General features: G+C 52.5%; 22 protein-coding genes and 1 pseudogene. 13 read left to right on the top strand and 10 right to left on the bottom strand.

Annotation, left to right across the window (positions count from 1 at the left end):
- Nucleotides 1-65: 65 nt before the first annotated feature.
- Both AACY82_RS13765 and AACY82_RS13760 read right to left on the bottom strand, forming a co-directional pair.
- Nucleotides 66-710 carry a thiol:disulfide interchange protein DsbA/DsbL gene (locus AACY82_RS13765; RefSeq protein WP_339617416.1) on the bottom strand — a complete coding sequence of 215 codons (645 nt, stop codon included), beginning with the start codon at nt 708-710 and terminating at the stop codon, nt 66-68.
- Between the two features lie 148 nt (nt 711-858).
- Nucleotides 859-1,539 (bottom strand): c-type cytochrome, encoded by a 681-nt coding sequence (locus AACY82_RS13760; RefSeq protein WP_339617415.1) that lies wholly within the window; start codon nt 1,537-1,539, stop codon nt 859-861.
- Between the two features lie 211 nt (nt 1,540-1,750).
- On the opposite strand from AACY82_RS13760, the gene yihA reads away from it, so the two are divergent.
- Nucleotides 1,751-2,437, top strand: a complete 687-nt coding sequence (gene yihA, locus AACY82_RS13755; protein ID WP_339617414.1) for a ribosome biogenesis GTP-binding protein YihA/YsxC — start codon at nt 1,751-1,753, stop codon at nt 2,435-2,437.
- 485 nt (nt 2,438-2,922) lie between these two features.
- Here yihA and polA read toward each other — a convergent pair whose 3' ends face one another.
- Nucleotides 2,923-5,652 carry a DNA polymerase I gene (polA, locus tag AACY82_RS13750; protein ID WP_339617412.1) on the bottom strand — a complete coding sequence of 910 codons (2,730 nt, stop codon included), beginning with the start codon at nt 5,650-5,652 and terminating at the stop codon, nt 2,923-2,925.
- A 377-nt stretch (nt 5,653-6,029) separates the two neighbouring features.
- Here polA and AACY82_RS13745 point away from each other — a divergent pair, with 377 nt between their 5' ends.
- The gene (locus AACY82_RS13745) at nt 6,030-6,302 is read left to right on the top strand and encodes a hypothetical protein (RefSeq protein WP_339617411.1); all 273 of its coding nucleotides are present in this window, start codon (nt 6,030-6,032) and stop codon (nt 6,300-6,302) included.
- 257 nt (nt 6,303-6,559) lie between these two features.
- Here AACY82_RS13745 and AACY82_RS13740 read toward each other — a convergent pair whose 3' ends face one another.
- Nucleotides 6,560-7,477: a metal ABC transporter substrate-binding protein gene (locus AACY82_RS13740; protein ID WP_339617410.1), complete on the bottom strand. Its 918-nt coding sequence runs from the start codon at nt 7,475-7,477 to the stop codon at nt 6,560-6,562.
- Nucleotides 7,478-7,545: 68 nt separating this feature from the next.
- Between AACY82_RS13740 and AACY82_RS13735 the strand changes: the two genes are divergently transcribed.
- The 7 genes and pseudogenes from AACY82_RS13735 (at nt 7,546) to AACY82_RS13705 (ending at nt 14,476) form a co-directional block, all read left to right on the top strand.
- Complete coding sequence (locus tag AACY82_RS13735; protein ID WP_339617409.1) at nt 7,546-8,043, top strand: Fur family transcriptional regulator; 498 nt, start codon at nt 7,546-7,548, stop codon at nt 8,041-8,043.
- The gene (gene znuC, locus AACY82_RS13730; protein ID WP_339617408.1) at nt 8,036-8,803 is read left to right on the top strand and encodes a zinc ABC transporter ATP-binding protein ZnuC; all 768 of its coding nucleotides are present in this window, start codon (nt 8,036-8,038) and stop codon (nt 8,801-8,803) included. Before AACY82_RS13735 ends, znuC begins: the two co-directional genes overlap by 8 nt.
- On the top strand, nt 8,796-9,581 hold the full coding sequence (gene znuB / locus AACY82_RS13725; RefSeq protein ID WP_339617407.1) for a zinc ABC transporter permease subunit ZnuB: 786 nt from the start codon (nt 8,796-8,798) through the stop codon (nt 9,579-9,581). The genes znuC and znuB overlap by 8 nt, the downstream gene beginning before the upstream one ends.
- A 147-nt stretch (nt 9,582-9,728) precedes the next feature.
- Nucleotides 9,729-10,604 carry a UDP-2,3-diacylglucosamine diphosphatase gene (locus AACY82_RS13720; protein WP_339617406.1) on the top strand — a complete coding sequence of 292 codons (876 nt, stop codon included), beginning with the start codon at nt 9,729-9,731 and terminating at the stop codon, nt 10,602-10,604.
- 275 nt (nt 10,605-10,879) lie between these two features.
- Nucleotides 10,880-12,337: an RICIN domain-containing protein gene (locus AACY82_RS13715; RefSeq protein WP_339617405.1), complete on the top strand. Its 1,458-nt coding sequence runs from the start codon at nt 10,880-10,882 to the stop codon at nt 12,335-12,337.
- Between the two features lie 163 nt (nt 12,338-12,500).
- Nucleotides 12,501-13,211 carry an NYN domain-containing protein gene (locus AACY82_RS13710; RefSeq protein WP_339617404.1) on the top strand — a complete coding sequence of 237 codons (711 nt, stop codon included), beginning with the start codon at nt 12,501-12,503 and terminating at the stop codon, nt 13,209-13,211.
- Nucleotides 13,212-13,471: 260 nt separating this feature from the next.
- Nucleotides 13,472-14,476: pseudogene (locus tag AACY82_RS13705) on the top strand (family 43 glycosylhydrolase).
- Nucleotides 14,477-14,570: 94 nt separating this feature from the next.
- On the opposite strand, the gene AACY82_RS13700 reads toward AACY82_RS13705, so the two are convergent.
- Nucleotides 14,571-14,768 carry a CsbD family protein gene (locus tag AACY82_RS13700; RefSeq protein WP_339617403.1) on the bottom strand — a complete coding sequence of 66 codons (198 nt, stop codon included), beginning with the start codon at nt 14,766-14,768 and terminating at the stop codon, nt 14,571-14,573.
- 468 nt (nt 14,769-15,236) lie between these two features.
- On the bottom strand, nt 15,237-16,223 hold the full coding sequence (locus AACY82_RS13695) for a putative sulfate exporter family transporter (RefSeq protein ID WP_339617402.1): 987 nt from the start codon (nt 16,221-16,223) through the stop codon (nt 15,237-15,239).
- 85 nt (nt 16,224-16,308) lie between these two features.
- Between AACY82_RS13695 and AACY82_RS13690 the strand changes: the two genes are divergently transcribed.
- Complete coding sequence (locus AACY82_RS13690; RefSeq protein ID WP_339617401.1) at nt 16,309-17,190, top strand: LysR family transcriptional regulator; 882 nt, start codon at nt 16,309-16,311, stop codon at nt 17,188-17,190.
- 124 nt (nt 17,191-17,314) lie between these two features.
- Here AACY82_RS13690 and AACY82_RS13685 read toward each other — a convergent pair whose 3' ends face one another.
- Nucleotides 17,315-18,133 carry an alpha/beta hydrolase gene (locus AACY82_RS13685; RefSeq protein ID WP_339617400.1) on the bottom strand — a complete coding sequence of 273 codons (819 nt, stop codon included), beginning with the start codon at nt 18,131-18,133 and terminating at the stop codon, nt 17,315-17,317.
- A 147-nt stretch (nt 18,134-18,280) separates the two neighbouring features.
- Nucleotides 18,281-18,631 (bottom strand): HopJ type III effector protein, encoded by a 351-nt coding sequence (locus tag AACY82_RS13680; RefSeq protein WP_339617399.1) that lies wholly within the window; start codon nt 18,629-18,631, stop codon nt 18,281-18,283.
- Nucleotides 18,632-19,087: 456 nt separating this feature from the next.
- Here AACY82_RS13680 and AACY82_RS13675 point away from each other — a divergent pair, with 456 nt between their 5' ends.
- From AACY82_RS13675 to AACY82_RS13665, 3 genes are all read left to right on the top strand, one after another.
- Nucleotides 19,088-19,414, top strand: coding sequence for a hypothetical protein (locus tag AACY82_RS13675; RefSeq protein ID WP_339617398.1), 327 nt, complete (start codon nt 19,088-19,090; stop codon nt 19,412-19,414).
- A gap of 204 nt (nt 19,415-19,618) precedes the next feature.
- Nucleotides 19,619-20,017: a thioredoxin family protein gene (locus tag AACY82_RS13670; protein WP_339617397.1), complete on the top strand. Its 399-nt coding sequence runs from the start codon at nt 19,619-19,621 to the stop codon at nt 20,015-20,017.
- Nucleotides 20,018-20,019: 2 nt separating this feature from the next.
- Entirely contained in the window at nt 20,020-20,724 is a 705-nt protein-coding gene (locus tag AACY82_RS13665) for a cytochrome c biogenesis protein CcdA (RefSeq protein ID WP_339617396.1), read from the top strand.
- A 163-nt stretch (nt 20,725-20,887) separates the two neighbouring features.
- Here AACY82_RS13665 and AACY82_RS13660 read toward each other — a convergent pair whose 3' ends face one another.
- Together AACY82_RS13660 and AACY82_RS13655 are read right to left on the bottom strand one after the other, a co-directional pair.
- Nucleotides 20,888-21,334 (bottom strand): hypothetical protein, encoded by a 447-nt coding sequence (locus AACY82_RS13660; RefSeq protein ID WP_339617395.1) that lies wholly within the window; start codon nt 21,332-21,334, stop codon nt 20,888-20,890.
- Between the two features lie 205 nt (nt 21,335-21,539).
- The gene (locus AACY82_RS13655; protein ID WP_339617394.1) at nt 21,540-22,685 is read right to left on the bottom strand and encodes a helix-turn-helix transcriptional regulator; all 1,146 of its coding nucleotides are present in this window, start codon (nt 22,683-22,685) and stop codon (nt 21,540-21,542) included.
- Between the last annotated feature and the right edge of the window lie 24 nt (nt 22,686-22,709).

The following is a 22,709-nucleotide window of genomic DNA, read 5'->3' as shown; positions in this document are numbered from 1 at the left end:
AGCATAAAAAAACCCCGGCAGCGTGTCACTACCGGGGTTTCGTTTTTAACTCAGCGAGTCGCTGACTACTTTTTCTCGGCGCGTATTTTTTCGACCAGGTAATCGGCCACTTGCAGCATCTCGCGGTGACCACCGGCGCCTGAAGCGCTAACGCGATAACGCCCATCCACTACCAACTCTGGCGTGCCACTGATGCCGTAAGCGCGCGCTTTGGCGTCACCTTGACGCAGCTGGCTGTCAATACCAAAAGACTCAAAGGTTTTGGTGAACTTGTCTTTATCGACGCCGTACTGCGAGTAAAACTCGGCAAAATCTTCAACATTAAGAATTCGGGCTTTTTGGATGTGCAGCGCGTTAAACAGATCCATATGCGAGTCTTCTAATACGCCAAGTGCTTTAGCGGTGTAAAAGGCGCGCGCATAAGGCTCCATTTGCTTGGCCCATACCACCGGGGTCTGCACAACATTGACATCGTCAGCCTGTTTTTCGCGCCATTCGTGAAACAGCGGATCAAAGCGAAAACAGTGGCCGCAGGTATAGGCAAACATCTCACGCACTTCGATTTTATCTGCGTCGTCGGTGCGTACGGCTTCAGCCAACTCTGTGTACTCTTTACCTTCTTCATAGCCGGGGGCGGCGGCAGTCGCTGAATCCTCAGCGCAGGCAACCAGGCTGAACATTAGGCCTAAAAAGGCAACTAAAACGCGCATAATTTCGCTCCATCAAGTGTTTATCGTTAACGATTGAATCACAGTTACATGCTATAGAACCGCCAAGCCGACGCAAGTTCCGGCCCGTCGGGAATCAGCAGCGACAAAAAAGGCGACCTTAAGTCGCCTTTTTTGCTCTCGGTCCGACTTAATTCAGGCCCGAAATATAGTTAGCGACCGATTTGATCTCGGCGTCGCTAAGATGTTTTGCCGCCAGACGCATAATCATCTGGTCGCCATCGTTGGTCCGCTCGCCGGCGCGGAAAGCGCGCAGCTGCTTCTCAATGTACTCCGCATACTGGCCACCTAAGCGCGGATAACCGGCGGGTGCATTGCCAAGCCCCGTAGGCGAGTGACAACCCGTACAGGCCGGAACACCGGTTTCTTGGTTGCCGGCACGAAACACCTGTTTACCAAGCTCAAGCGCATCGACAACCTCGCCGGAGTTGATTTTAACCGTCATCTCCTTCGAGCCGGTCAGCTGGATGGTTTGCTCGGCGTAGTGCGCAGCAATGTCTTGCAAATCTTGCTCACTTAGGCCACTTAAAAGTCCGGTCATTTCTGGAACGGCGCGGCCCGTGGTGGCCTTGTCGTCGCCGGTGGCTTTGTCCCAAGCTTGGATATCGTGCAGCTGCTTGAGAATGTAGCGCTCGCCCAATCCCGCGATTTTCGGGAAAGTCGGTGCCGGACTATTGCCGTCCGCACCGTGACAAGCGGCGCAAACGGCCGATTTGTCGGCGCCCGCACTGGCGTCGCCAGCGGCACTAACAGATTGGGTCAGCGCAGCGGCCCCCATCGCAAGAAGCAAAGATAAAACATGTTTTTTCATTGGCTAACCTGTGAAGTCGTCATTTTTGTGTTGGCGATGTTGCCTTGACTTTGCTTGCCAGGCAGAGGCTGAGGGCCAATTTATCTGGCTCAACCCGGTTGCAGCCGGCATTATATACTAACTCGCGAAACTCTGAACAATTCCCCACGAAACCCGAAACCGGTACACTGCCGATTCCGCCACCCATAAGCCGCAACAACGAGAAACCACCATGCCCGACATCATCGCTTTTAACCGCGCTCACTTCACCCAAAGCGCCCCCAGTATTCGCGAATGTCCCCCGGAGTCCGGGCGTGAAGTGGCTTTTGCCGGGCGCTCCAATGCGGGTAAATCCAGTGCCATTAACACCCTGACCAATAACTCTAAGCTGGCACGCACCAGTAAAACCCCAGGGCGCACGCAACTTATTAACTACTTTGAGCTGACCGAGGACACCCGCTTGGTCGACCTGCCCGGTTATGGCTACGCCAAGGTATCGCTGGCCATGAAGCAAAAGTGGCAGGCCAATTTATCGGAGTACCTGCACGAGCGGCGCTGCCTGACCGGACTGGTGGTAGTGATGGACATTCGCCACCCGATGCAAGAGTTTGACACGATGGTGATCAACTGGGCAGTAGAGACCAATATGCCGGTGCACTTGCTGCTAACCAAAGCCGACAAGCTCAAAAAAGGCCCTGCCAATAGTGTCTTACTGGACATCAAAAAGCAGCTGCGCGAAGCCGAAGTGGACGACCTGATCAGCGTACAGATGTTTTCATCGCTCAAAAAGACCGGGTTAGATGAGCTAAAAATTAAATTGTCGAGCTGGCTATTAGAAGGTGGCCGCGAATTTGACGGCGGAGATTTAGACACAACGCCGGATAGCGACGACCAGGATGCTCTAGACTCGGACGATTAAAACAAACTGAGCCGCCCGATAGACAAAAAAAGGCCGATAACAAACTGTTATCGGCCACAATACTGACATCCTTGGGGGGTGATGCCAGTTACGGATTTGCATGCTATGCAATCAACCTGTAACTGAGACTAGGCGGTTTAGGATTAGTTCATCGGCAACTGTAAAAATTTGTGATGCAAGTCTTAAGTTTGCCCGCTTAGCTCAACAAACATCGTTTTCTAGGGATTACCCAATCGAACCCTACTGTCCGCCGCGCCAATCTATTAATTCGAGCAATAAAAAAAGCCCCAACCATATGATCGGGGCCTGATGTCAGCAAAACAATTCTGCCAAGTTGGCGTATAGCCAATAGAGGAGGAGCTCATGAAAAAGTAAACTGTTCAATGTGCTGTTACTGAGAGTCCCCTTCTGTGGAAAAGTTCACGCACTGTGTAAATATTTTTCAGTTTTTTCGATTTTGGCGCGCAATCAATCAAAAACAGCGATTAATGCGCTTCATCCCAGTTGCTTCCCACCCCAGCTTCAACCAATAGCGGCACTTTTAAGTCCGCAGCCGCGCTCATTCGTTCAATCACGCCTTGGCGCACAGCCTCTAGGTCAGACTCTCTAACCTCTAGCACCAGCTCATCGTGCACCTGCATCACCAGCTTGGCGTCCAGCTCACTCTCAAACAGCCAGTCCGCCACACTTACCATCGCTTTTTTGATGATGTCCGCGGCGGTACCCTGCATAGGCGCGTTAATTGCCGTGCGCTCGGCGCCCTGTTGGAGCATTTTGTTGCGGGCGTTAATCTCGGGCAGGTATAAACGGCGTCCCAGTATCGTCTCGACATAGCCGGTGGCATGGGCCAGCGTGCGAGTATCATCCATATAGCGGGCGACGCCCGGGTATCGCTCAAAGTAGCGGTCAATATAACCCTGCGCCTCATTGCGGCCCAGCCCCAGCTGTTTGCCCAAACCAAATGCCGACATACCGTAGATCAGGCCAAAGTTGATGGCTTTGGCGCGGCGGCGCATCTCATCGGTGACTTTATCGACCTCGGTACCAAACACCTCGGAGGCAGTGGCCTTGTGCACATCCAGCCCCTCACTAAACGCGCTCAGCAGGCCTTCATCCCCCGATAAGTGCGCCATAATCCGCAATTCAATTTGCGAATAGTCGGCCGCAAGAATTTTGTAGCCCTTAGGGGCGACAAATGCTTTGCGAATGCGCCGGCCCTGTTCGGTGCGGATCGGAATGTTTTGTAAGTTGGGGTCGGCCGACGACAAACGCCCCGTCGCGGTTACCGCCTGATGATAAGACGTATGAATTCTGCCAGTGGTGGGGTTGATCATCTTCGGCAGTTTGTCGGTGTAGGTCGACTTAAGTTTAGCCAAACCCCGGTATTCTAATAACAGTTTTGGCAGCGGGTAATCGAGCGCCAGCTCTTGCAAGACCTCTTCGGCGGTTGAGGGGGCGCCGGTTTTGGTTTTCTTTTTAACCGGCAGGCCCAAGGTTTCAAACAAAATCACCCCCAGTTGTTTCGGAGAGCTTAAGTTAAACTCAGTGCCGGCAATATCAAACGCTTCGCGCTCTAACTCCTGCAAACGCAGCTCTAGCTCTTTGCTCTGCTCGCCCAACTGCTTGGCATCCACCAAGGCACCGTTGCGCTCGATATCGGCCAACACCGGTACCAGCGGCATCTCGATATCCATCAATACTTTGCGCAGCGGTTCGTCCTGCTCTACCTGCGGCCAAATCGTTTCATGCAAACGCAGGGTGATGTCGGCGTCTTCGGCGGCGTAAGGGGCGGCATCTTCTACCTTGATTTGATTGAACGTTAGCTGCTTGGCGCCTTTGCCGGCAATGTCTTCAAAATGGATGGTGCTTTCGTTTAAAAAACGCATCGCCAGCGAGTCCATATCGTGACGGCCAGCAACCGAGTTGTGCACGTAGGACTCCAGCATCGTGTCCCAAGCAATACCCTTTAAGATGATGCCGTGATTTGCCAGCACATTACGGTCGTATTTAAGATTTTGGCCAACTTTGGCTTTGCTCGGATCTTCCAGCAATGGCTTTAACTGCTCCAATACCCAGTTACGATCCAACTGCTGGGGCGCCTCTAAATAATCGTGGGCCAGCGGGACGTAAGCCGCCTGCCCCGCCGCTACCGCAAACGACACACCCACTATTTCGGCGCTCATGGCCTGCAAGCTGGTGGTTTCGGTATCAAAGGCAAACAGGTCGGCGCTTTTTAAACGATCCAGCCACTGAGCAAAACTGGCCTCATCCAACACCGTATCGTAGTGAACACTCACTTTCTCTTTGGGGGCTGCCGTTTCGCTATCGCCCGCCTCTGGATCAGCATCTAGCTCGTCAATCCAGGTTTTAAATTCCATCTCTTCAAACAGGGCTTTAAGCGCGCTCTTGTCAGGCTCACCCAGCTCGATATCGTTGACCGCCACATGCAACGGCACATCGACTTTAATGGTGGCTAGCTGGTAAGAGAGGTACGCTTGATCGCGGTTCTCGGCCAGCTTTTCGGGCATCTTTTTCGCGCCGCGAAAATCCAGTTCGCGGATCGCCTCTAGGTTGGCATAAAGCGCGTCCAGCCCACCTATGCCTTGCAGCAAGGCCTTGGCGGTTTTCTCGCCCACTCCGGGCACACCGGGAATATTATCGACCTTGTCGCCCATCAGGGCTAAAAAATCGATCATCAATTCGGGGCCAAAACCGTACTTTTCTTTTACACCGTCTTCGTCCAGTGCACTGCCGGTCATGGTGTTCACCAGTGTTACTTTGTGATTCACCAGCTGTGCCATATCTTTGTCGCCCGTGGAAATCACCACTGGGCGGCCATCGTCTTTGGCTTGCAGCGCCAGTGTGCCAATGACGTCGTCGGCCTCGACGCCTTCCTCTACCAACAGCGGCAAGCCCATTGCCTTAACAATGTTATGAATTGGCTCTATTTGCGGGCGCATATCATCGGGCATGGGCGGGCGCTGGGCCTTGTACTCGGCAAACAGCTCATCGCGAAAGGTTTTACCCTTGGCATCAAACACCACGGCCACCGGGCTATCGGGGTAATCTTTTAGCAACCGCCGCAGCATACTGATCACGCCCTTGACCGCCCCCGTCGGCTGACCGCGCGAATTGTTTAACGGTGGCAGCGCGTGGTACGCGCGATACAAGTAAGAGGAGCCGTCTACTAAGACGACGGGTTTTTGATCACTCATAATTTTCTCTCGTGTGCCTTTTCTCGGTGCCGACTGAGCGCCACCCAAGGTATCGCGTTTAACAATTTGACCAACTAGCGGCCGAAACAAGCGCAAGGATACACCAAAGCCCCGCCCCTCACTCTGCGCGAAAACAGGTTACCGCAAGTGTTACCGCTCAAAAAACAACCTACCGCCAAGATAAAACCCCCAGAATCGGTGACTTAGGACACACTCTTCCAGTATTTTACAATTATCCAAACAAGTGCTATGGACTTACAGCAAAATTGTGTTACCATACGTAACAGATGGTAACAGGCCGCCACAAGCGGCCGATTACGATGACCGTTACACGTCACACCGATGTGTAACACCACCTAAACCAATGGAGGGATCTTATGAAGACCTATGGTGTTTTACTGGCAGGATTACTATTTGCCACCGGCGCACTAGCAAACGACGCCACCGAGCAAACTGATGACGGCCTTACCTTGGCTGCCAATCAAACGGCTCAAGCCATCAATGTTAAATCAGAGCAAAATTTGGCAAGCAACAAACTTAAAGTGATCGATGTCGACTTTACCGATAAGACCGACGCGATTTCTGACAAGCTAAGCGCCAAAATCAACGAAAAGTTCAACGAAAAAATGCAACAAGAGCTGAATCTGTAAACGCAGCTCCAATGCACGCACGATGATCGATCCGCGCCCGCGGCGATCAGAATGGTTGATTGGACAGATCGATGACGATACGGATATCGACGCAAGATTTGATGATTGAATTGAAAAGCTTTGGTTGTTCACCAAGCAGTAACAGCTACGACGGCTACCGGCCGACTCCCCTGGTTACCGCAGAACGTGAACAACCAACGGTTTTTTCACCACCTACCGCTCTAGTTGTAGCTTCCAGCACCCAGCAATACGCTTAACTAATACGCCCCCTGCAGACAACCCACTAGCGCCGTCGCCAATCGGTTCATTAGCCCTGGATAATCTGCTATGGCGGTATCACTCGCCAGCGGATCTAACACCCCGGTACGCAAGCCCACCCGCTGCGCCATTGCCGTCGCCGCGTCGGTATCGGCATAGGGCTCCACAAACAGGCACACCGCCTCGCGCTTTAAGTGCTTTTCAAGCTCGTACAAATGCCGCGCACCCGGGCGACGCTCTGGGGTTAAGGCCACATAATCTACTTGGTTTAGCTGATAGTGTGCGACAAAATGATGGTAACCGTCGTGATATACCGCAAAACCTAAGTTGCGTACCGCACTCAGCTTTTGCTCTAAGGCGGCATCAAGCGCCTTCAGCTCGGCAACAAACTGCTCAGCGCGAGCGGTAAACACCGCCGCCTGGGCGGGCACCAGCTGCCCCAACCGTTGCGCCAGCTCTTGCGCCAACACCGCGGCATTTGCCGGGTTAAGCCACACGTGTGAGTCGCGACCGTGTGCGTGAGAGGCACTGTGCCCGGCGTCGCTTTGATGTTCACGCTCGGCGGCGGCATCAGCAGGCCACTGAATAGCCGCCAAGTTAACCGCCGTTATCAGCTGCGCACCGGATAAACCGGCAAACGGCTTTTGTAAAAAACCCTCAAGTTCTGGCCCCACCCAAACCGCCAAGTCCGCGCCGCGAATCAGCCGCATATCCGACACCCGCAGGGCAAACTCGTGAGGCGACACGCCCGGCGGCAATAGTGTGCGCACCTCGGCCTCCTCGCCCGCCACCCGCTCGGCGATTAGCGCCAAAGGCTTTATGCTGACCACCACTTCGATAGGCTTCGCGCGCGCGGCGACGCCAAGCGCCAATAATGCGAGCAACAGTAGCAAACGCGCGATAAAAGTACGGGGCATAGGGGCAACCTGACAGAGCGATCAAAGACACAATAGTTATAGTATAACATATCAGTTATACTGGGTTCATGGACAATACTCCCTTGGCCTTTAGCGCCCACAACCACCAACACTGCGTCAGCGATGCGCTGCAAGCGGCCGTTAACTTGTGCGCCGAGCGCGGCGCCCGGTTAACGCCTTTGCGCAAGCAAGTGCTAGAGCTTATTTGGCAAAGCCATAAGCCGCTGGGCGCCTACGCGCTTATCGACCTACTGGCCGCGGAATCTACTCGCCAAGTGGCGCCACCTACGGTGTACCGAGCACTCGACTTTTTGCTGGAGCAAAAGTTGATTCACCGAATTGGCGCACTCAATGCGTTTATCGGCTGCCCGCACCCCGACCATTCCCACGCCAGCCACTTTTTGCTGTGCGACGAGTGCGGCCGGGCCGAAGAGATTCACTCCAAAACCGTCAGCGACAGCATTCAGCAAGCCGCCGGTGAAGCGGGCTTTGCGGTGGTATCCCAGTCGCTTGAGGTGTTTGGCTTATGCCCCGACTGCCGCGCGGATGCTCCCTCCCATGAGTGAGCCCACGACATTGCTGCAAGCGAAGCAGTTGTCGGTCATTCGCGGCAATCGCACGCTGGTGGACCGCGCCGATTTAACCGTGCACGCGGGTGAGATCGTGACCCTCATTGGCCCCAATGGCGCCGGTAAAACCACGCTGGTGCGCGCCCTGCTGGGACTAATGAGCTTTAACAGCGGCGAGTTAGTACAACAGCCCGGGCTGCGTATTGGCTATATGCCGCAAAAGCTGCATATTGATCCAAGCCTACCGCTCACCGTAAAACGCTTTTTAGCCTTGGGCGGCAGCAAACTTAGCGCCATAACCGATGCCCTCAGCCGCACCGGTGCCCACCACTTACTAGAGCAGCACCTACAGGCGCTCTCCGGTGGCGAAACTCAGCGCGTTTTATTGGCTCGTGCCCTGCTGCGCAACCCGCAACTGCTGGTACTCGATGAGCCCGTGCAAGGCGTGGACGTCGCCGGTCAGGCGGCGCTCTATACGCTGATTAACGAGCTGCGCCACGAGCTGGGCTGCGGCGTGTTACTGATCTCCCACGATTTACACCTGGTGATGGCCAATACCGATACCGTGGTGTGCTTAAACGGCCACGTTTGCTGTCAGGGCCACCCTTCGCAGGTCACGGTCGACCCGGCGTACTTAGAGCTATTTGGCCATCGCGCCGAGGCGCACATAGCGCTTTACACCCACCATCACGATCACGCCCACGATGAGTGCGGCGAGCTGCATCACGATCACAAGGACCACCCACCCCATGCCTGAGTTTTTGCTACTGGCACTCGCCGCAGGCCTCGGGGTCGCACTGGTATCCGGCCCGTTAGGTTGCTTTGCAGTCTGGCGTCGCATGGCCTACTTTGGCGATACCATGGCGCACTCGGCACTGTTGGGCGTCACTTTAGGGTTATTACTGGACATCAATATTAACCTCGCCGTGGCGATGGGCTGTTTGCTTATCGCTCTGTTGTTGGTGGCACTGCAGCGCGGCCGGCAATTGGCCACCGACACCTTGCTCGGGATTTTGTCGCACTCCACGCTCGCGCTTGGCCTGGTGGCCATCAGCGTTATCAGCCCCGGCCGCATCAATTTAATGGGCTATCTGTTTGGCGACATCCTCGCCACCACCACTGTGGACGTCATCACCATTTGGGCCGTGGGCATCTTGGTACTGATTGCACTGGCCTACCTTTGGCGCCCACTGCTATCAATTACCGTGCACGAGGATCTCGCCCACGTTGAAGGCGTGCAGGTCACAGCCGTGCGCACCGCCCTCATGCTTTTGATGGCGCTCGTCATTGCGATTGCCATGAAGGTAGTGGGTGTTCTGCTGATTACTGCCCTACTGATTATTCCCGCCGCTACCGCGCGCCGCTTAGCCCGCACCCCCGAACAAATGGCGCTGTTTGCCAGCGGCATCGGCGCGCTGGCCGTGGTTGGCGGCCTCACAGCATCGTTTTACTGGGATTGGCCCGCCGGCCCCGCCATTGTGCTGGGCACCACGGGGGTGTTTGTTTTGTCGCTGTTAAAAAAGCAAACACAGTAACCAGCGCCTTGACCGAGACTCAGCGTATTGCCATGCACAGCGTGCCAGCCGGACGATTGTCACCAAAGCTTCACCAAATTGTCGCTTAACCGTCACCGCTGTTTTTCACACTTTGGGCCATCAGACAGCTGACATAGGCGCCCAGCCATGACGACAACGGCCCGCGAGTCTCTTACTGCAACACCCGCTTCACCCTCACCCCAGGCGGTCAAGCCGACCGCGAAAGCCCCCCAAAGCGCAGTCATCAAAGGTCGCACGATCTGGATATCCGACCTGCACCTGGGTTATCGCGACTGCAAAGCCGAGTACCTGCTGGAGTTTCTCGACAGTGTTCAGTGCGACACTTTGTATTTGGTGGGGGATATCATCGACATGTGGGCGCTTAAGCGTAAGTTTCGCTGGCCCAAAGAGCACTACCAAGTAATGCTTAAACTGTACGACATGGCCAACAACGGTACGCGCGTTATTTATGTGCCGGGCAATCACGACGAGCCCATGCGCCGCTTTGCCGGCAATCTGTTTGGCCCGATAGAGATTATTGAAGAGCACGAATACACCTGCGCCAACGGTAAACGCTATTTAATTATGCACGGCGATGCCATGGACGCGTACATCAACTTATCCCACATTACTCGCTTTTTTGGCGACATTGGCTACGGTTTGCTGCTGTTTATCAACCGCTGGGCCAACCGCTGGCGCAAATGGATGGGCCGGCCTTACTTCTCGCTGGCGGGAATGATCAAAGACAACATCAAAGGCGCCAAAGACGCCATTGAGACCTACCAAAAAGAGGCCACCGACGAAGCGCGCCGGCGCGGCTTTGACGGCGTAATTTGCGGCCATATTCACTACCCCGCATTAACCGAAACCAACGGTATTCGCTACTGCAACACCGGCGACTGGATCGAAAACTGCACCGCGCTGGTCGAGGATTACTCGGGCCACATGCGTTTGCTGCACTTTAGTGATCAGGTGCAGTGGCGCGATCAAAAAGAAGCCTTAGCCGTCGAGCAAGCGGCTTAACATTTTTGCCTTACTTTTCCCGACCAATGTGGCTGAGTTCTCACGCCGCGCACACCTTTGTGCGTGGCATCACACACTAAAGCTATAATATTATAAATAATCGGCACGATACGCTAGCCTATCTCCGCCAACTGCCCAAGCACCGCACAGATTGGCATCACAATACCCCCAGTGGGAAACACAATAACAATCGCAGTACCTCGCCCTGTGGGCGCTAAGGATGATTGGCCAAGCTCTCACCGGGCTCACAAATCCGATCATGATAGGGATAGCTTATGTCTCGTATAAACCGTTCTATTTTTATTCGCTCTGCGCTTGCCGCCGCTTTCGCTAGCACCTGCGCGCAAGCATTGGCCGATGCCGAAGTGACCTACACCAATGGCAGCTGGCTCGCACGCGTGGATGGCAACAGTGTCTACAGCGGTAGCCGTTACTTTGATGCCATCAACGCCGCCGTTAACAATATGGGCACCGGCACCGTTAATATTCGCAACTCAGGCAACAGCGGCAGCGATGGCGGCCAAGTTTACGCGATACGCCCTAAAGCCGGACAAACACTAGACTTTCACGGCCATCAAGTAAACGCCAACGGTGGCGAGCTGGTGGTACCCGTATACTGCGACCGGCGCGATAACATTACCGTGCGCAACCTGCATGTGGTGGGTAACCCGCGCTATGGTGTGTGGTTTCGGGGCTGCTCCAACGTCACACTCGAGAACATCACCATGGATTTAAGCAACAACAACCCCGTGGGCCTCGGTATCCGGGTAGACTCCTCTACCGCACCGGCCAGCAATTTAACGGTTGCCGGTAACATCAACATTAACGGCGCCAAAGGTCACGGCCTGGAAACCTATGGTATTGACGGCTTTACCATCGGCGATGTCACCGTCACCAACAACGGCGGCTCGGGCGTTTTGTTAAACAACTCACGCAACGGCACCGTGGGCAATGTTACCGGCCATTACAATAATTGGGGCGGCGGTTACGCTACCTTTCGCGTGGCCAATAACAATGGCCCCAACGTCTCGGTCAATAGCGTGTACTCGCGCAACTCAGGGCGCGGTTTTTTTAGCGTAACCGGCAGCAACGGCACCACCATCAACTATGTGGATATCGACACCACCACCTCGCAGGGTATTTTTCTGGAAGACGCCAATAACACTCACGTATTAAGCGGCAGTGTAAGTAACGGCAACCCCAACTGCCAGTTAGTGCGCACCGCTAGCTCCAGCATCAATGTCTCGGGCTGCTCGCAAGTGGGCACGTCACCCGGTGGTGGCGGCTCCAACAACGGCACCGTCAACGGCGTATACCGAATCGTGCCGCTACACAGCAGCAAAGCACTCGACGCCGCCAACTGCGGCACCAGCAATGGCACCAATACCCGGCAGTGGAGCTGGCTGAATAACGATTGCCAAAAATGGAATATCACCCAAGTCGATGGCGACTACCACCGCATCTCGCCCGTCAATGCGCCAACCCTCGGCTTAGATATCGACTCGTTTTCTACCGCCAATGGCGCCAACGCTTTACTGTGGAGTTATTCGGGTGGCGAGAATCAGCAGTTCCGTTTTCAAAGTGCCGGCGAGGGCCGCTGGAGAATCATCAATCGCTTGAGTCAAAAGTGCCTCGACGTCAACGCCAATGACACCGCCGACGGCGCCAACCTGATCCAATGGGAGTGTTTGGCAGGGGCCACCAACCAGCAGTATCAGTTGGTGGCTCAGTAAAACGGTACTGACAACACAGTAGGGCCACTTATAGGCTCTACTTTACGGAAAACAACAGAGAGTTTTAAATGTTAAGAACCTTTTTATTAAAATTGGGGAATTCACGTGTAAGATAACAACAACACTCAAATTGCGACGGATAAGAAATCGAGCAGGGACTAATATGGACGATTCCAAACAGAAAATTGCCCTCTTTATCGATGCAGACAATGCCCCTGCTAATAAATTTGAGGATGTGCTCAGCGAAGTGGCTAAATATGGGGTAGTCACCATTAGAAAAGCTTATGGCAACTGGAAAAAATCCTCGATTAAGCCATGGGAGGATCTTTTGCATGAATACGCTATTCAACCCATACAACAGTATGACCTAGCCAAAGGGAAAAACGCATCAGATATCGCGTTAGTGATTGACGCCATGGATGTCATGTATACAAAAGACATTGACGTTATGTGTTTTGTTTCTTCTGATTGCGATTTCACACCCATGGTAGTTAGAGCGTTATCGGAAGGAAAGGTTGTACTGGGCTTTGGAGAACGGAAAACACCGGAACCTTTTGTAAATGCTTGCTCCAAATTTCTATTTTTAGATCAAGATCAAAACACTATCGAGCTAAATCAAGAGAAGCCGAAGAACATAAAATCCGACACCAAGCTTATCAATCTACTGCGTCAGGCTATTGCCGCAACCGCCGAAGATAATGGCTGGTCGGCTCTTGGACCTGTTGGTTCTCACATATCTAATAAAACGTCATTCGACACCAGAAACTACGGCTATAGAAACTTAAGCAGCCTGATAAAAGCGATTGACCTTTTTGAAATAAAACGAGGACCCAACAACTCTTACTTAGTACGGGATGTAAGAAAACGAAAGTAATAAGAATTATGAACGACGCGATAGCCGCGAACATTCATTCACTCATTCCTTTAATCTACAGGGTGAGAGGAATCGAAAAACCAACCCATTCCAGCGAAAAATAAACCCTAAACAAGCTAACGCTCGTTAGCTATTGTGCTCCGTATACTTTCTGTAAGACCACCCTTTTATTAATAACAATTGTTCAAGTACACTCTAGTGAAACACGTTCTGGCACTTTTATAGCTAAACATTAAGCCTATCTTGAAGGACTCTTTATAATGAATAAAATCACGGCGATAATCACCTCAACTTTAATGGCAGCCACGATGGCTGGCTGCGCACATCACCATACCGCCCAAACGACCGCTAATGGTAACCCCCTTAACTTTGGCGAAGGCTTACGTACCGCCGACCCCTCGGCCCATGTCTGGAACGACGGCAAGATGTACGTGTACACCTCGCACGACGAGGAGTGTCAAGAAGACTTTTGGATGAAAGACTGGTATGCGTTTTCCTCTACGGATTTACAAAACTGGGAAACTCACGGACCTTTGTTATCGGTTGACGACATAAGCTGGGCAGACAACTACGCCTGGGCGCCGGATGCGGCTTATAAAAATGGTAAATACTATTTGGTCTTTCCGGCAGGCTCGGGCCATAAAGACAGGGTTAACCCAGAGAACAGCACTAAATGGATGGGCATTGGCATTGCCGAAAGCGACTCACCCACCGGGCCATTTAAAGATGTAATTGACGCGCCGCTGTGGACATCGCCCTACGCCAATGACCCGAGCCTATTTATTGACGACGACGGTTAGGCGTATTTGTACGTGCACGCCAAAGACCACGATTACCATGTCATCAAAATGGCAGACGACATGCGCAGCACAGAAGGCGATCTAATAAAAATGGATATGGGTGGCTATGAGCCAAAAATGGAAGGCCCCTGGGTGTTTAAGCGCGATGACAATTATTACTTCACCATGCCCGAAAACAACCGCGTGCTGAGTTATTATATGGCCAAATCGCCCATGGGGCCTTGGGAGTACAAAGGCGAGTTTATGGGGCAGGAGCACAACAGCAATAACCACCACTCTATTGTTGAGTATAAAGGTCAGTGGATACTTTTTTATCACCGCTGGCTAGACATCGATTCAGCCTGCGGCCGTCAGCGTCATAGCGCCGCTGAATATCTGCACTTTAATGATGACGGGACGATAAAACCGATTAAACGTACCGATAAGGGTGTTGCTGATTTTTCTTCGAAGACAACATCTAATTAACTTCTCTTATAGCTTTGACATTAAAAAGGCTACCGATGATAAACATCGGCAGCCTTTTTAGTAAGCAACTCTTTTATTGCACAGCCATGTAATCTTAAAGGCTATCAATAAAATCGTTAACTTCTTTTTTAGCCTCTTCCTTAGACTTACCGTACTTGGCCTGAATCTCTCCGGCAAGCTTTTCTTGATTGCCCTCTATTCGATCAAGGTCATCATTGGTTAACTTGCCCCACTGGGCCTGCACGCCACCTTTAAATTGATGCCACTTACCTTCAAACTGATCACTGTTCATAATAATTCCTCACTTTTGTCGAACATTTGGCGTTCCACCAAAAACTATTGGTGCAACTATTTCTGTTGCCTTACGAAAGACTCTTTCGAGTGTGTACGTTACCTACAGCAGGTAGCGTGCCAAAGAATGAAATGAAAGCAGTTTTAACCTCAAACGCCTTGGCAGCCTTGCTGGGCGCGGCACATCTGCATCAAATGCATTACTACCTCAAGCTTGAGGGATCACACCCTTTTTACTTATTTTGCGTAAACACACCTTAACTTGTAAATTTTACTGTGTTTGAGATATTTGATTGGAGGGAACCACGACGAAGGTCCGGTTGCGATGTTATTGCGTTGTGCGTAAGTCACTTAAAGTTTTTAGTGCGCGATAAATAACAGGATCAGCTCCGCCACGGCCATTAACGTGACCTTACAACCAGTGCGACACAAACCAAGCATAGAGATAAAGGCCAGCCTAACCCAAACGCTACCAAGCCAATATCTGTGGTACTAGGTAAAAGCCTCCGCCAAGCAGCAACAGCCACAAAATTCCCGCTAGTAAAAACGGTTTACCGCCACCATTAGCCAATAAATGCCAGCGGGTTTTTAACCCCAGCGCCACCATCGCCAGCGCCAACGTCAATTGCGATGCCGCCTTCAGTACACCTAATAGAAGATCGGGCATGGGCACAAAGCTGCGAATAATGCTTGCCAAAATAAATCCTAAGACAAACCAAGGGATGGTCAGTGATACTTTGCCCTGCGGATGATGGGCCGCTTGCCGCCGCTGCCAGAAAAAACCTAATACAAACACCACAGGCGCCAACATCATCACCCGCGCCAGCTTTGCCACCAGTGCACCTTGCAACGCCAGCTCGTCAATCGCTTGACCCGCCGCCACCGCCTGGGCCACCTCATGCACCGTACTACCAATATAAACGCCATAGCTGGCACTGTCGGGCGCCGTTAAGTGAAAAATAACCGGATAGCAAAACATCGCCAGTGAGCCATAGGTCACCACCGTGGCAACTGCAATACTAATATCCCGCTCACGCGCCTTAACCACAGGCTCTACCGCCATGATTGCCGATGCGCCGCACACGGCACTACCGACGCTGGTCAGTAGCGCCAAGGGGGCAGACATTTTGAGCCAGCGTACACCGAGGTAAAAACCCAGTAAAAGTACAGTGATAACCACGAGCATATCGAGCACTAATACTTGCCAGCCGGCCTGAACCAGTTGCTGCACACTCAAACTAAAGCCCAGTAATACTACCCCCAGCCGCAACATTTTTTGCTGACAAAACAACATGGGCTGCTGTGCACTTTTACGATCGGGCAGATCGGTGCTGTTGCCCACCAGCATCCCCAATATAATGGCGAGCGGCAAAGCGCCGATACCGAGCGCCGCCAAAACGGGTAGTTGCGCGGCTGCCAGCGCTAGGCCAGCCAAAGCAATCAGTAACATCCACATAATGACCTCCAGTTGGGTGCTACTGTACGGCGCACAAACACTTAGGTATATTGGATATTATTTATATAAGAGTTAAATTATTCTTATGAATGTAACACTGCGACAAATGCGTATATTTGAAGCAACGGCCAGGCTTGAGCGCCTGAGCCAAGCCGCTAATGAGCAAGCCATTAGCCAGCCGGCCGCCAGTCAGGCGTTAAAAGAAATGGAAAGATCGCTCGGTTATCCGTTGTTTGAGCGCCGTGGCCGGCACTTGCTACTAAGCTCGGAGGGCGAACAAATTTTATCACGGGTACGGCAGATTCTTGAGCTGACCCAACAACTCACGCAACCGGCCACCGGCTCAGTGATGGGCGTTATGCACTTGGCAGCCAGCATTACCATTGCCAGTTATTTAGCGCCATCGCTGATCGCTCGGTTTAAACACGTGCACCCACAGGCCGATATTAAACTCAGTATTGAAAACACCAGCCAAGTGCTGAGTAGTGTTGCTAAAGGACGAGCGTTGCTAGGGTTAATTGAAGGTCCGGCAATGCACTCGGAGCTTTTGATCACACCGTGGCAAACCGACCAGCTGGTGGTTTTTAGCGCGCCGGAACACCCTTTAGCGCAACTGCGCAAACCCAGCTTTAAAAAACTTTTGCAGTATCCATGGGTGGTTCGCGAGTCGGGCTCCGGCACACGCTCGATTTTAGACGCGGAGCTTCAACGTTTAGGGGTAAAAATTAACATCGCCCAAGCGTTAAATCGCCAAGAAGCTATTAAACAAAGCGTAATTGCTGGGCTGGGCGTGGGCTGTTTATCACACTTGGCCATTGCCCGCGAGCTGGCCAGTGGTCAGTTAGTGCAACTGCCTACACCGCTTAATTTAGAGCGCCGGTTCTCGTGGGTATTAGCGCCTGAGCGGCAAGAGCAGCCTATGCTTAAAGCGTTTATCGAGCTATGTACCCGATCATCGCCACAATGATGTCGCGCTCGAGCGGCGCGCTATACGAGACTCAAGCATCACTCAACGCCGGCAACGTAATACCGCGACGAACACCTATTAACAAACAAAGCCTTGGCACGGCCCAAAACGTTTTAGCGCGGTATCAAAGGCTGGCGCCATCACAACGCCGCCGCAAAAATTCATCTACATCGTCTAACGTCGGCGCCAAAAACCCTAAAGGCCTGCCCATGGCCGCCAGAAGTTTTACGTGGGTCACCCCGGGGTAGGTTTTACGAGTGACCGGTACGCCCGCCGCTGTTAGTTTTTGCTCGAGAGACACAGCCGACCTAGGGGTAACGGTTTCGTCATCGGCACCGTGCAAGATCAGGGTAGGCGGATTTTTCGGTGTGACATGGTTGACGGTTAAGGCATCAACTTGTTTGGTTTCGTCGTCGCCAAAGATATTCGTCCAGCGAGACTTTTGCGTGGGTAAAAAGTAATCGTGGGGGCCGGCCAAGGCAACGTAGGCGGCGATTATATCGGGGCTTAAGCCCTCCGCTTGTAGGTATTTAGCATCGTAGCTGATAAGACCTGCAATCATAGCGCCGGCCGAGTGGCCCATCATCACCAGCGAGTTGCCCTCAAGCAAGGTCTGCACCGGCTCGCTGGCCACAGCTTTCGCCACGTCGGCGACAAACTCGGGGTGCTTAACCTCGGGGTAGAGGCGGTAGTCGGGCACCACTACCGTGTAGCCGTGGCGCGCTAACGCCGCCGCGACAAACCCGTACTGTTCTTTGGCACCGCTGTCCCAGCTACCGCCGTAGACAAATACAATCACACAGGCATTAGCTGAGGCTTGGGGCCGGTATATATCCAGCCGTTGGCGCTCCAGTGGGCCGTAAGCAACATCTTTGGCCGTTTGGTAATGGCCCGCGCGATTAACCGTGTTAAGAAAATCTGTACCACTGCATCCGCTTAACAAGCCCAGGCTCCCCGCCAACACGAACACTCGGATACATACATATAGTTGCCGCAAGCCACGCTCCCGCCTTTGATTGTATTGCCGGTACAGTTTGTGCCGACGCCTATACCCGTAATACGCACATTAGCCGCCGGCAGATTACTCAACTTAACCGGCTTTTAACTGCAGCGCCTCACCGTGAAACTCAACCCCGCCCCAACCGTGCTGAATAAAATTGCGGATATTGCCGTGATCGGTTCCCTCGGGGTGGGCCAGTACATCGTCGCGGTAGTAAGTGCCAAAGCACGCCAAGGTTTGCGCCTCGGTTAGGCCATGCAGCTTGGCAAAGGCAAAAATCTTGCACGAGCCCTCATTACTGCCGGCGGCGTTTTGCAAATCGCCATTGCTAAAAGCGGTGGGTTCGTAATCGTAAAAAGCCTCTATTATCTGTATAACTTCAGAGAACTCGACGCTAAGTGGCTCGCTCGATAATTTTTCTACAAGAATTTCTGGGGTCATAGTTCAATCTTCGCTGTTGCGTTCCAATTGCATTACCCGAAGGGGCTGCTGGGTTTTATTGGCCTTGTTCGCGCGTCGGTCAGGTATTGAGCAGAGCAACCCCTTCGAGCGCTAAGTCGTTGGTAGCAAGTCTAGGGGTGGTTGGTTTAGACAGCTCAAAGGCGATACACCCGACTCACCCTTTTAACAAAAGTAAGACTTGCGACAAACCTTTATAGGCTTCACTTACAGTGAAACACGCACTAAGAGTCAGTACCAAAATTAAGGCCAACATTATAGCGGCCCGATGTCGCAAAGCCCATAGCACAAAACCTGACCCCGCACCCAGCGCCGCGGCAAAAACGGGCTTTAGCGCCGCTTTAACTTTTTATCGCCAAGATCGGCGAACTGACTTATATTACGCGTGAGCGTTGAAAGCGACGCCAATCACCATAACACTTTTTGGAATTTCTATTTATGAAGAAACTCGCGGTTCTCTGGGTTTTATTGTGCTTGGGTTCACTGAGTGCCTACGCCGACAACATGTACGTCAAGGTAACCAACAACACCGGCAGCGATATTTACCATCTGTATGTCAGCAGTGTGGGCAGTGATGAGTGGGAAGAAGACGTGCTGGACGTTGATGTATTGCTAGATGGCGAGACAGTGACGGTAAGCTTAAAAGGCTACTCCAACCCAAAGTTTGATGTGCAAGCTGAGGACGAAGACGGTGACACCTACACCATCGAGAATATCAATGTAAAAAAATACGACCTAGTCCTTACCCTAGACGATATGGATTAAGCCAGAGCAGCATTACACCAGATCCCAAAAGCCGCCTGTGTTACAGGCGGCTTTTTTATGCCCGGATTACACCCAACCCCCTCTCTAAGCCTGAAATCATCTGTGGCCTCAGCCGGATCGGCAAACGTCTGTAACATTCTTGAGGCTCAGGAGTCTGATCAAGACCATTTAACCAATACCGGTTTAAGACCTACGAGGCTTAGTATGAATTTTTTGCGTTTTTTCGCTCCTGTAATCACCGCCATAGTGCTATTTACCAGCCTGCAAGCCCACGCCTTAGAGGCAGAATCTTTCACAAAAGAGCGGTTTGACGCGCTGCAAGCCGAAGGTGCGCCCATTTTGGTCGATATTTACGCCACCTGGTGCCCCACCTGCGCCAAGCAGCGCGAGGTATTAGAAACCTATCAAAACGAAAATCCGGACTCTGAGCTCGTTATTTTAGAAGTGGACTTTGATGATCAAAAAGAGTGGGTAAAACACTTTAAAGCGCCGCGCCAATCGACCCTATTGCTGTTTGATGGTAGCGAGCAAGTGTGGTTTAGCGTCGCCGAAACTCGCGAAGATAAAATCTTTGCCGCCATTGGCGAGCTGCTGGGGCAATAAGCATGACGCTGGAATTAACCGCACTACCGCTGGCCTTTTTGGCCGGCATCCTCAGCGTGCTCTCCCCTTGCGTTTGGCCACTGGTGCCTATCGTTATGGGCTCGGCTGCAGGCGAGAGCCGCTATGGGCCCTACGCGTTAGCTGCGGGTTTGAGCTTGTCATTCGCCATCGCCGGCACACTTTTAACCTTTGTCTTAGTCAGTGCCGGGCTGGACCCAGAGCTGTTTCGCTATATGGCCGCCATCTTACTGCTATTGGTGGGGCTTATCCTTGTTATTAAGCCCCTGGGCGATTGGATAAGTTTGCGTTTGTCGCTGCTCACCAGCCGCTTTAACAGTGCCACCGAAAACGCCTGGGGTGGCCAGTTTGGGGTGGGTTTTTTGCTGGGTATGGTATGGCTACCCTGCGTGGGCCCCACCCTCGGCGCCGCCATCGCGCTGGCATCGTTCGGCCAGCAAATGGGTACGGCGTTTATTATCATGCTCGCCTTTGGCTTGGGCACGGCGTTGGCGTTGCTGGCAGCAGGCTTGTTGTCGGGTAAGTTGCTCAGCCGTTTTTCAAGCAAGCTCACCAACAGTGCCAGTCGCGGTAAGCTTATTTTGGGCTACATGCTCATACTGCTAGCGGTGCTAACCCTAACCGGCCTCGATAAAGTATTAGAGACGTGGGCCATTGGTTGGCTACCGGATATGGCAACCAGCTTATAACCCTTACGCCCACCACGACGGGGATGTTAACCCGAGCCCGCAGACGCTCTTCGACGTACTCTAGCCGGTCGAATTCATCTACCCCGGGTGGGCAAACGCCCAGTGGCTACCCAATCGATGGCTGGCGACTGGTGGTTAGTCATAAGATAAAATCCAACCCGCATTAAGACCTGTGCTCCAATAACGACACAACCGTGGACTGTTTTGTTTTAACCTGCAGCTGCAAAGTGCCAAAAGCCTCGGCGATCAAAATTTCCTTTGGGCTTTGGCGCGCAAACACCTGAGCGTGATACAGCGCCATGCCAAGACCGCCCTCCTCGAGCGATACATCAACCCGAATCGGTCCCATTGGATGCGACCGATAGGTGGCTAACTCGCAGTCGACTATGTCGGCGCGGCCCACCGTCAAAGAGGTTAACGTCTGAACGGCATAATCGATTACACAACCTAATGCTTCGCGAATAGCACGGCCTTGCTGCAAAACTTGCTCGTGGGGCGCAAGCGTTAACGACAAATACGGCTCGCTAAATGCGTCGATGTACGCGCGAAACCAGGTTCCAACCAAGTGATTTACGGTAAGTTCGCCCGACGGACGTTGACGTTTTTGCATGAGAATATCGCTCTTATTGACATTATGGCGGCCGTGGCGGAGCGCGGCTCTATTCGGCAAAAATCTTAGTAAAAACAAGCCTCTGGTGTTAACGCTTGTTAAAAAAAGCATTCCAATTGGTCAAAAGTGGTAGTTATTTTTACGAAAGTGCAAGAAAACACCAGACGCTAGAGAGGAGCGCATCCAAACCGGGCGCTTATAGCGATTAATAGACGCTGCGAAATACCTTGGGCGAGCAGCCATACTCCTCTTTAAAAAGCTTATTAAAGTAAGAGATGTTTTTATAACCCACCGAGTAAGCAATTTCTCCCACGCTCACATCCTTCGATTCGGACAACAAACGCGCCGCCTCGGTCAGGCGTAACTTATTTAAGTAGCCGGTAAAGGTAAAACCCAGCTCGGCCTTGAGGATGTCGTTAATTTTGGTACGGCTGACCCCGATGGCGTTTACTAAAGCCTCTAGGTTTAACTCGGGGTTGGCGTACTCGGTGGTTAAGTAGCGCAAGATGGCATCGCTGTCTTTATCGCGCTTAGGCTCTACCGACAACTGCTGATAAGCCACCAACGGCCGATCTTGCTGAATCTTTCGTTTCAGTGATTCGGTCAGCGCCCGAGTGTGCTGGCGAAACAACCAAACGCCGGCGATCGTCCACAAAACAAACAAAAAACCCGCCACACAATACACATAGCCCCACTCTTTACCGGCCAGCTCCAGCTGATTAAACCGCACATGCAACAACTGGTTTTGCGGGCTTTGGGTGGTCGAGGCAAACAATATTTTAGGCACCTGTTGCAGCGAATACTCTGACATCGACAGTTTAAAGTCGAAGTTGGTTAGCCACCACTGCGGCGTTTCTAGCCGGGTTAAATCAATACGTTGCTGCTGCCATTGCTCGCCACAGGAAAAAAAGCTTAAGGGCGAGCGATAGGTTAAAAAGTCATCGAGCTTGGTGACCCGTTCATCAACGGTAAACACCATAAGGGCCAGTTCATTGGCGGGGCTGCATTTAACCGTAAAGGTCAACTCGCTGTAGCGACTCAAGTCCACCAAGCGCGGCTCGCCCTTGGCGTCGGTAAACACCAACCCCACCGATGCCGCCGGGTATTGCGCTTTAGGCGCAATAAACAAGTCGTACTCCAGACCATACGTATCGTCTAGCACGATCGCCTCGGAGGCGCCGCCCTGAGATGTATCGTCCTCTGGGCTGGCCCGCCAGGGCAGCTCACTGTCACCACGGGGCAATAAAGACTGCGATATAAAGGTGTGCTTTAGCGCCCCAAAGAGTAGCAACACCGACACGGCTAATAACCCGACAAGAACGGTAATGGCTTTTTTATAAAAATTCAGCATGGGAGTCGCGAGCCAGCATAAAGA

The sequence above is a fragment of the uncultured Gilvimarinus sp. genome (genome assembly GCF_963972205.1).
Classification (GTDB): domain Bacteria; phylum Pseudomonadota; class Gammaproteobacteria; order Pseudomonadales; family Cellvibrionaceae; genus Gilvimarinus; species Gilvimarinus japonicus.
Note: the sequence above shows the minus strand (reverse complement) of the source record. Positions and strands in the feature narration are given on the sequence as shown.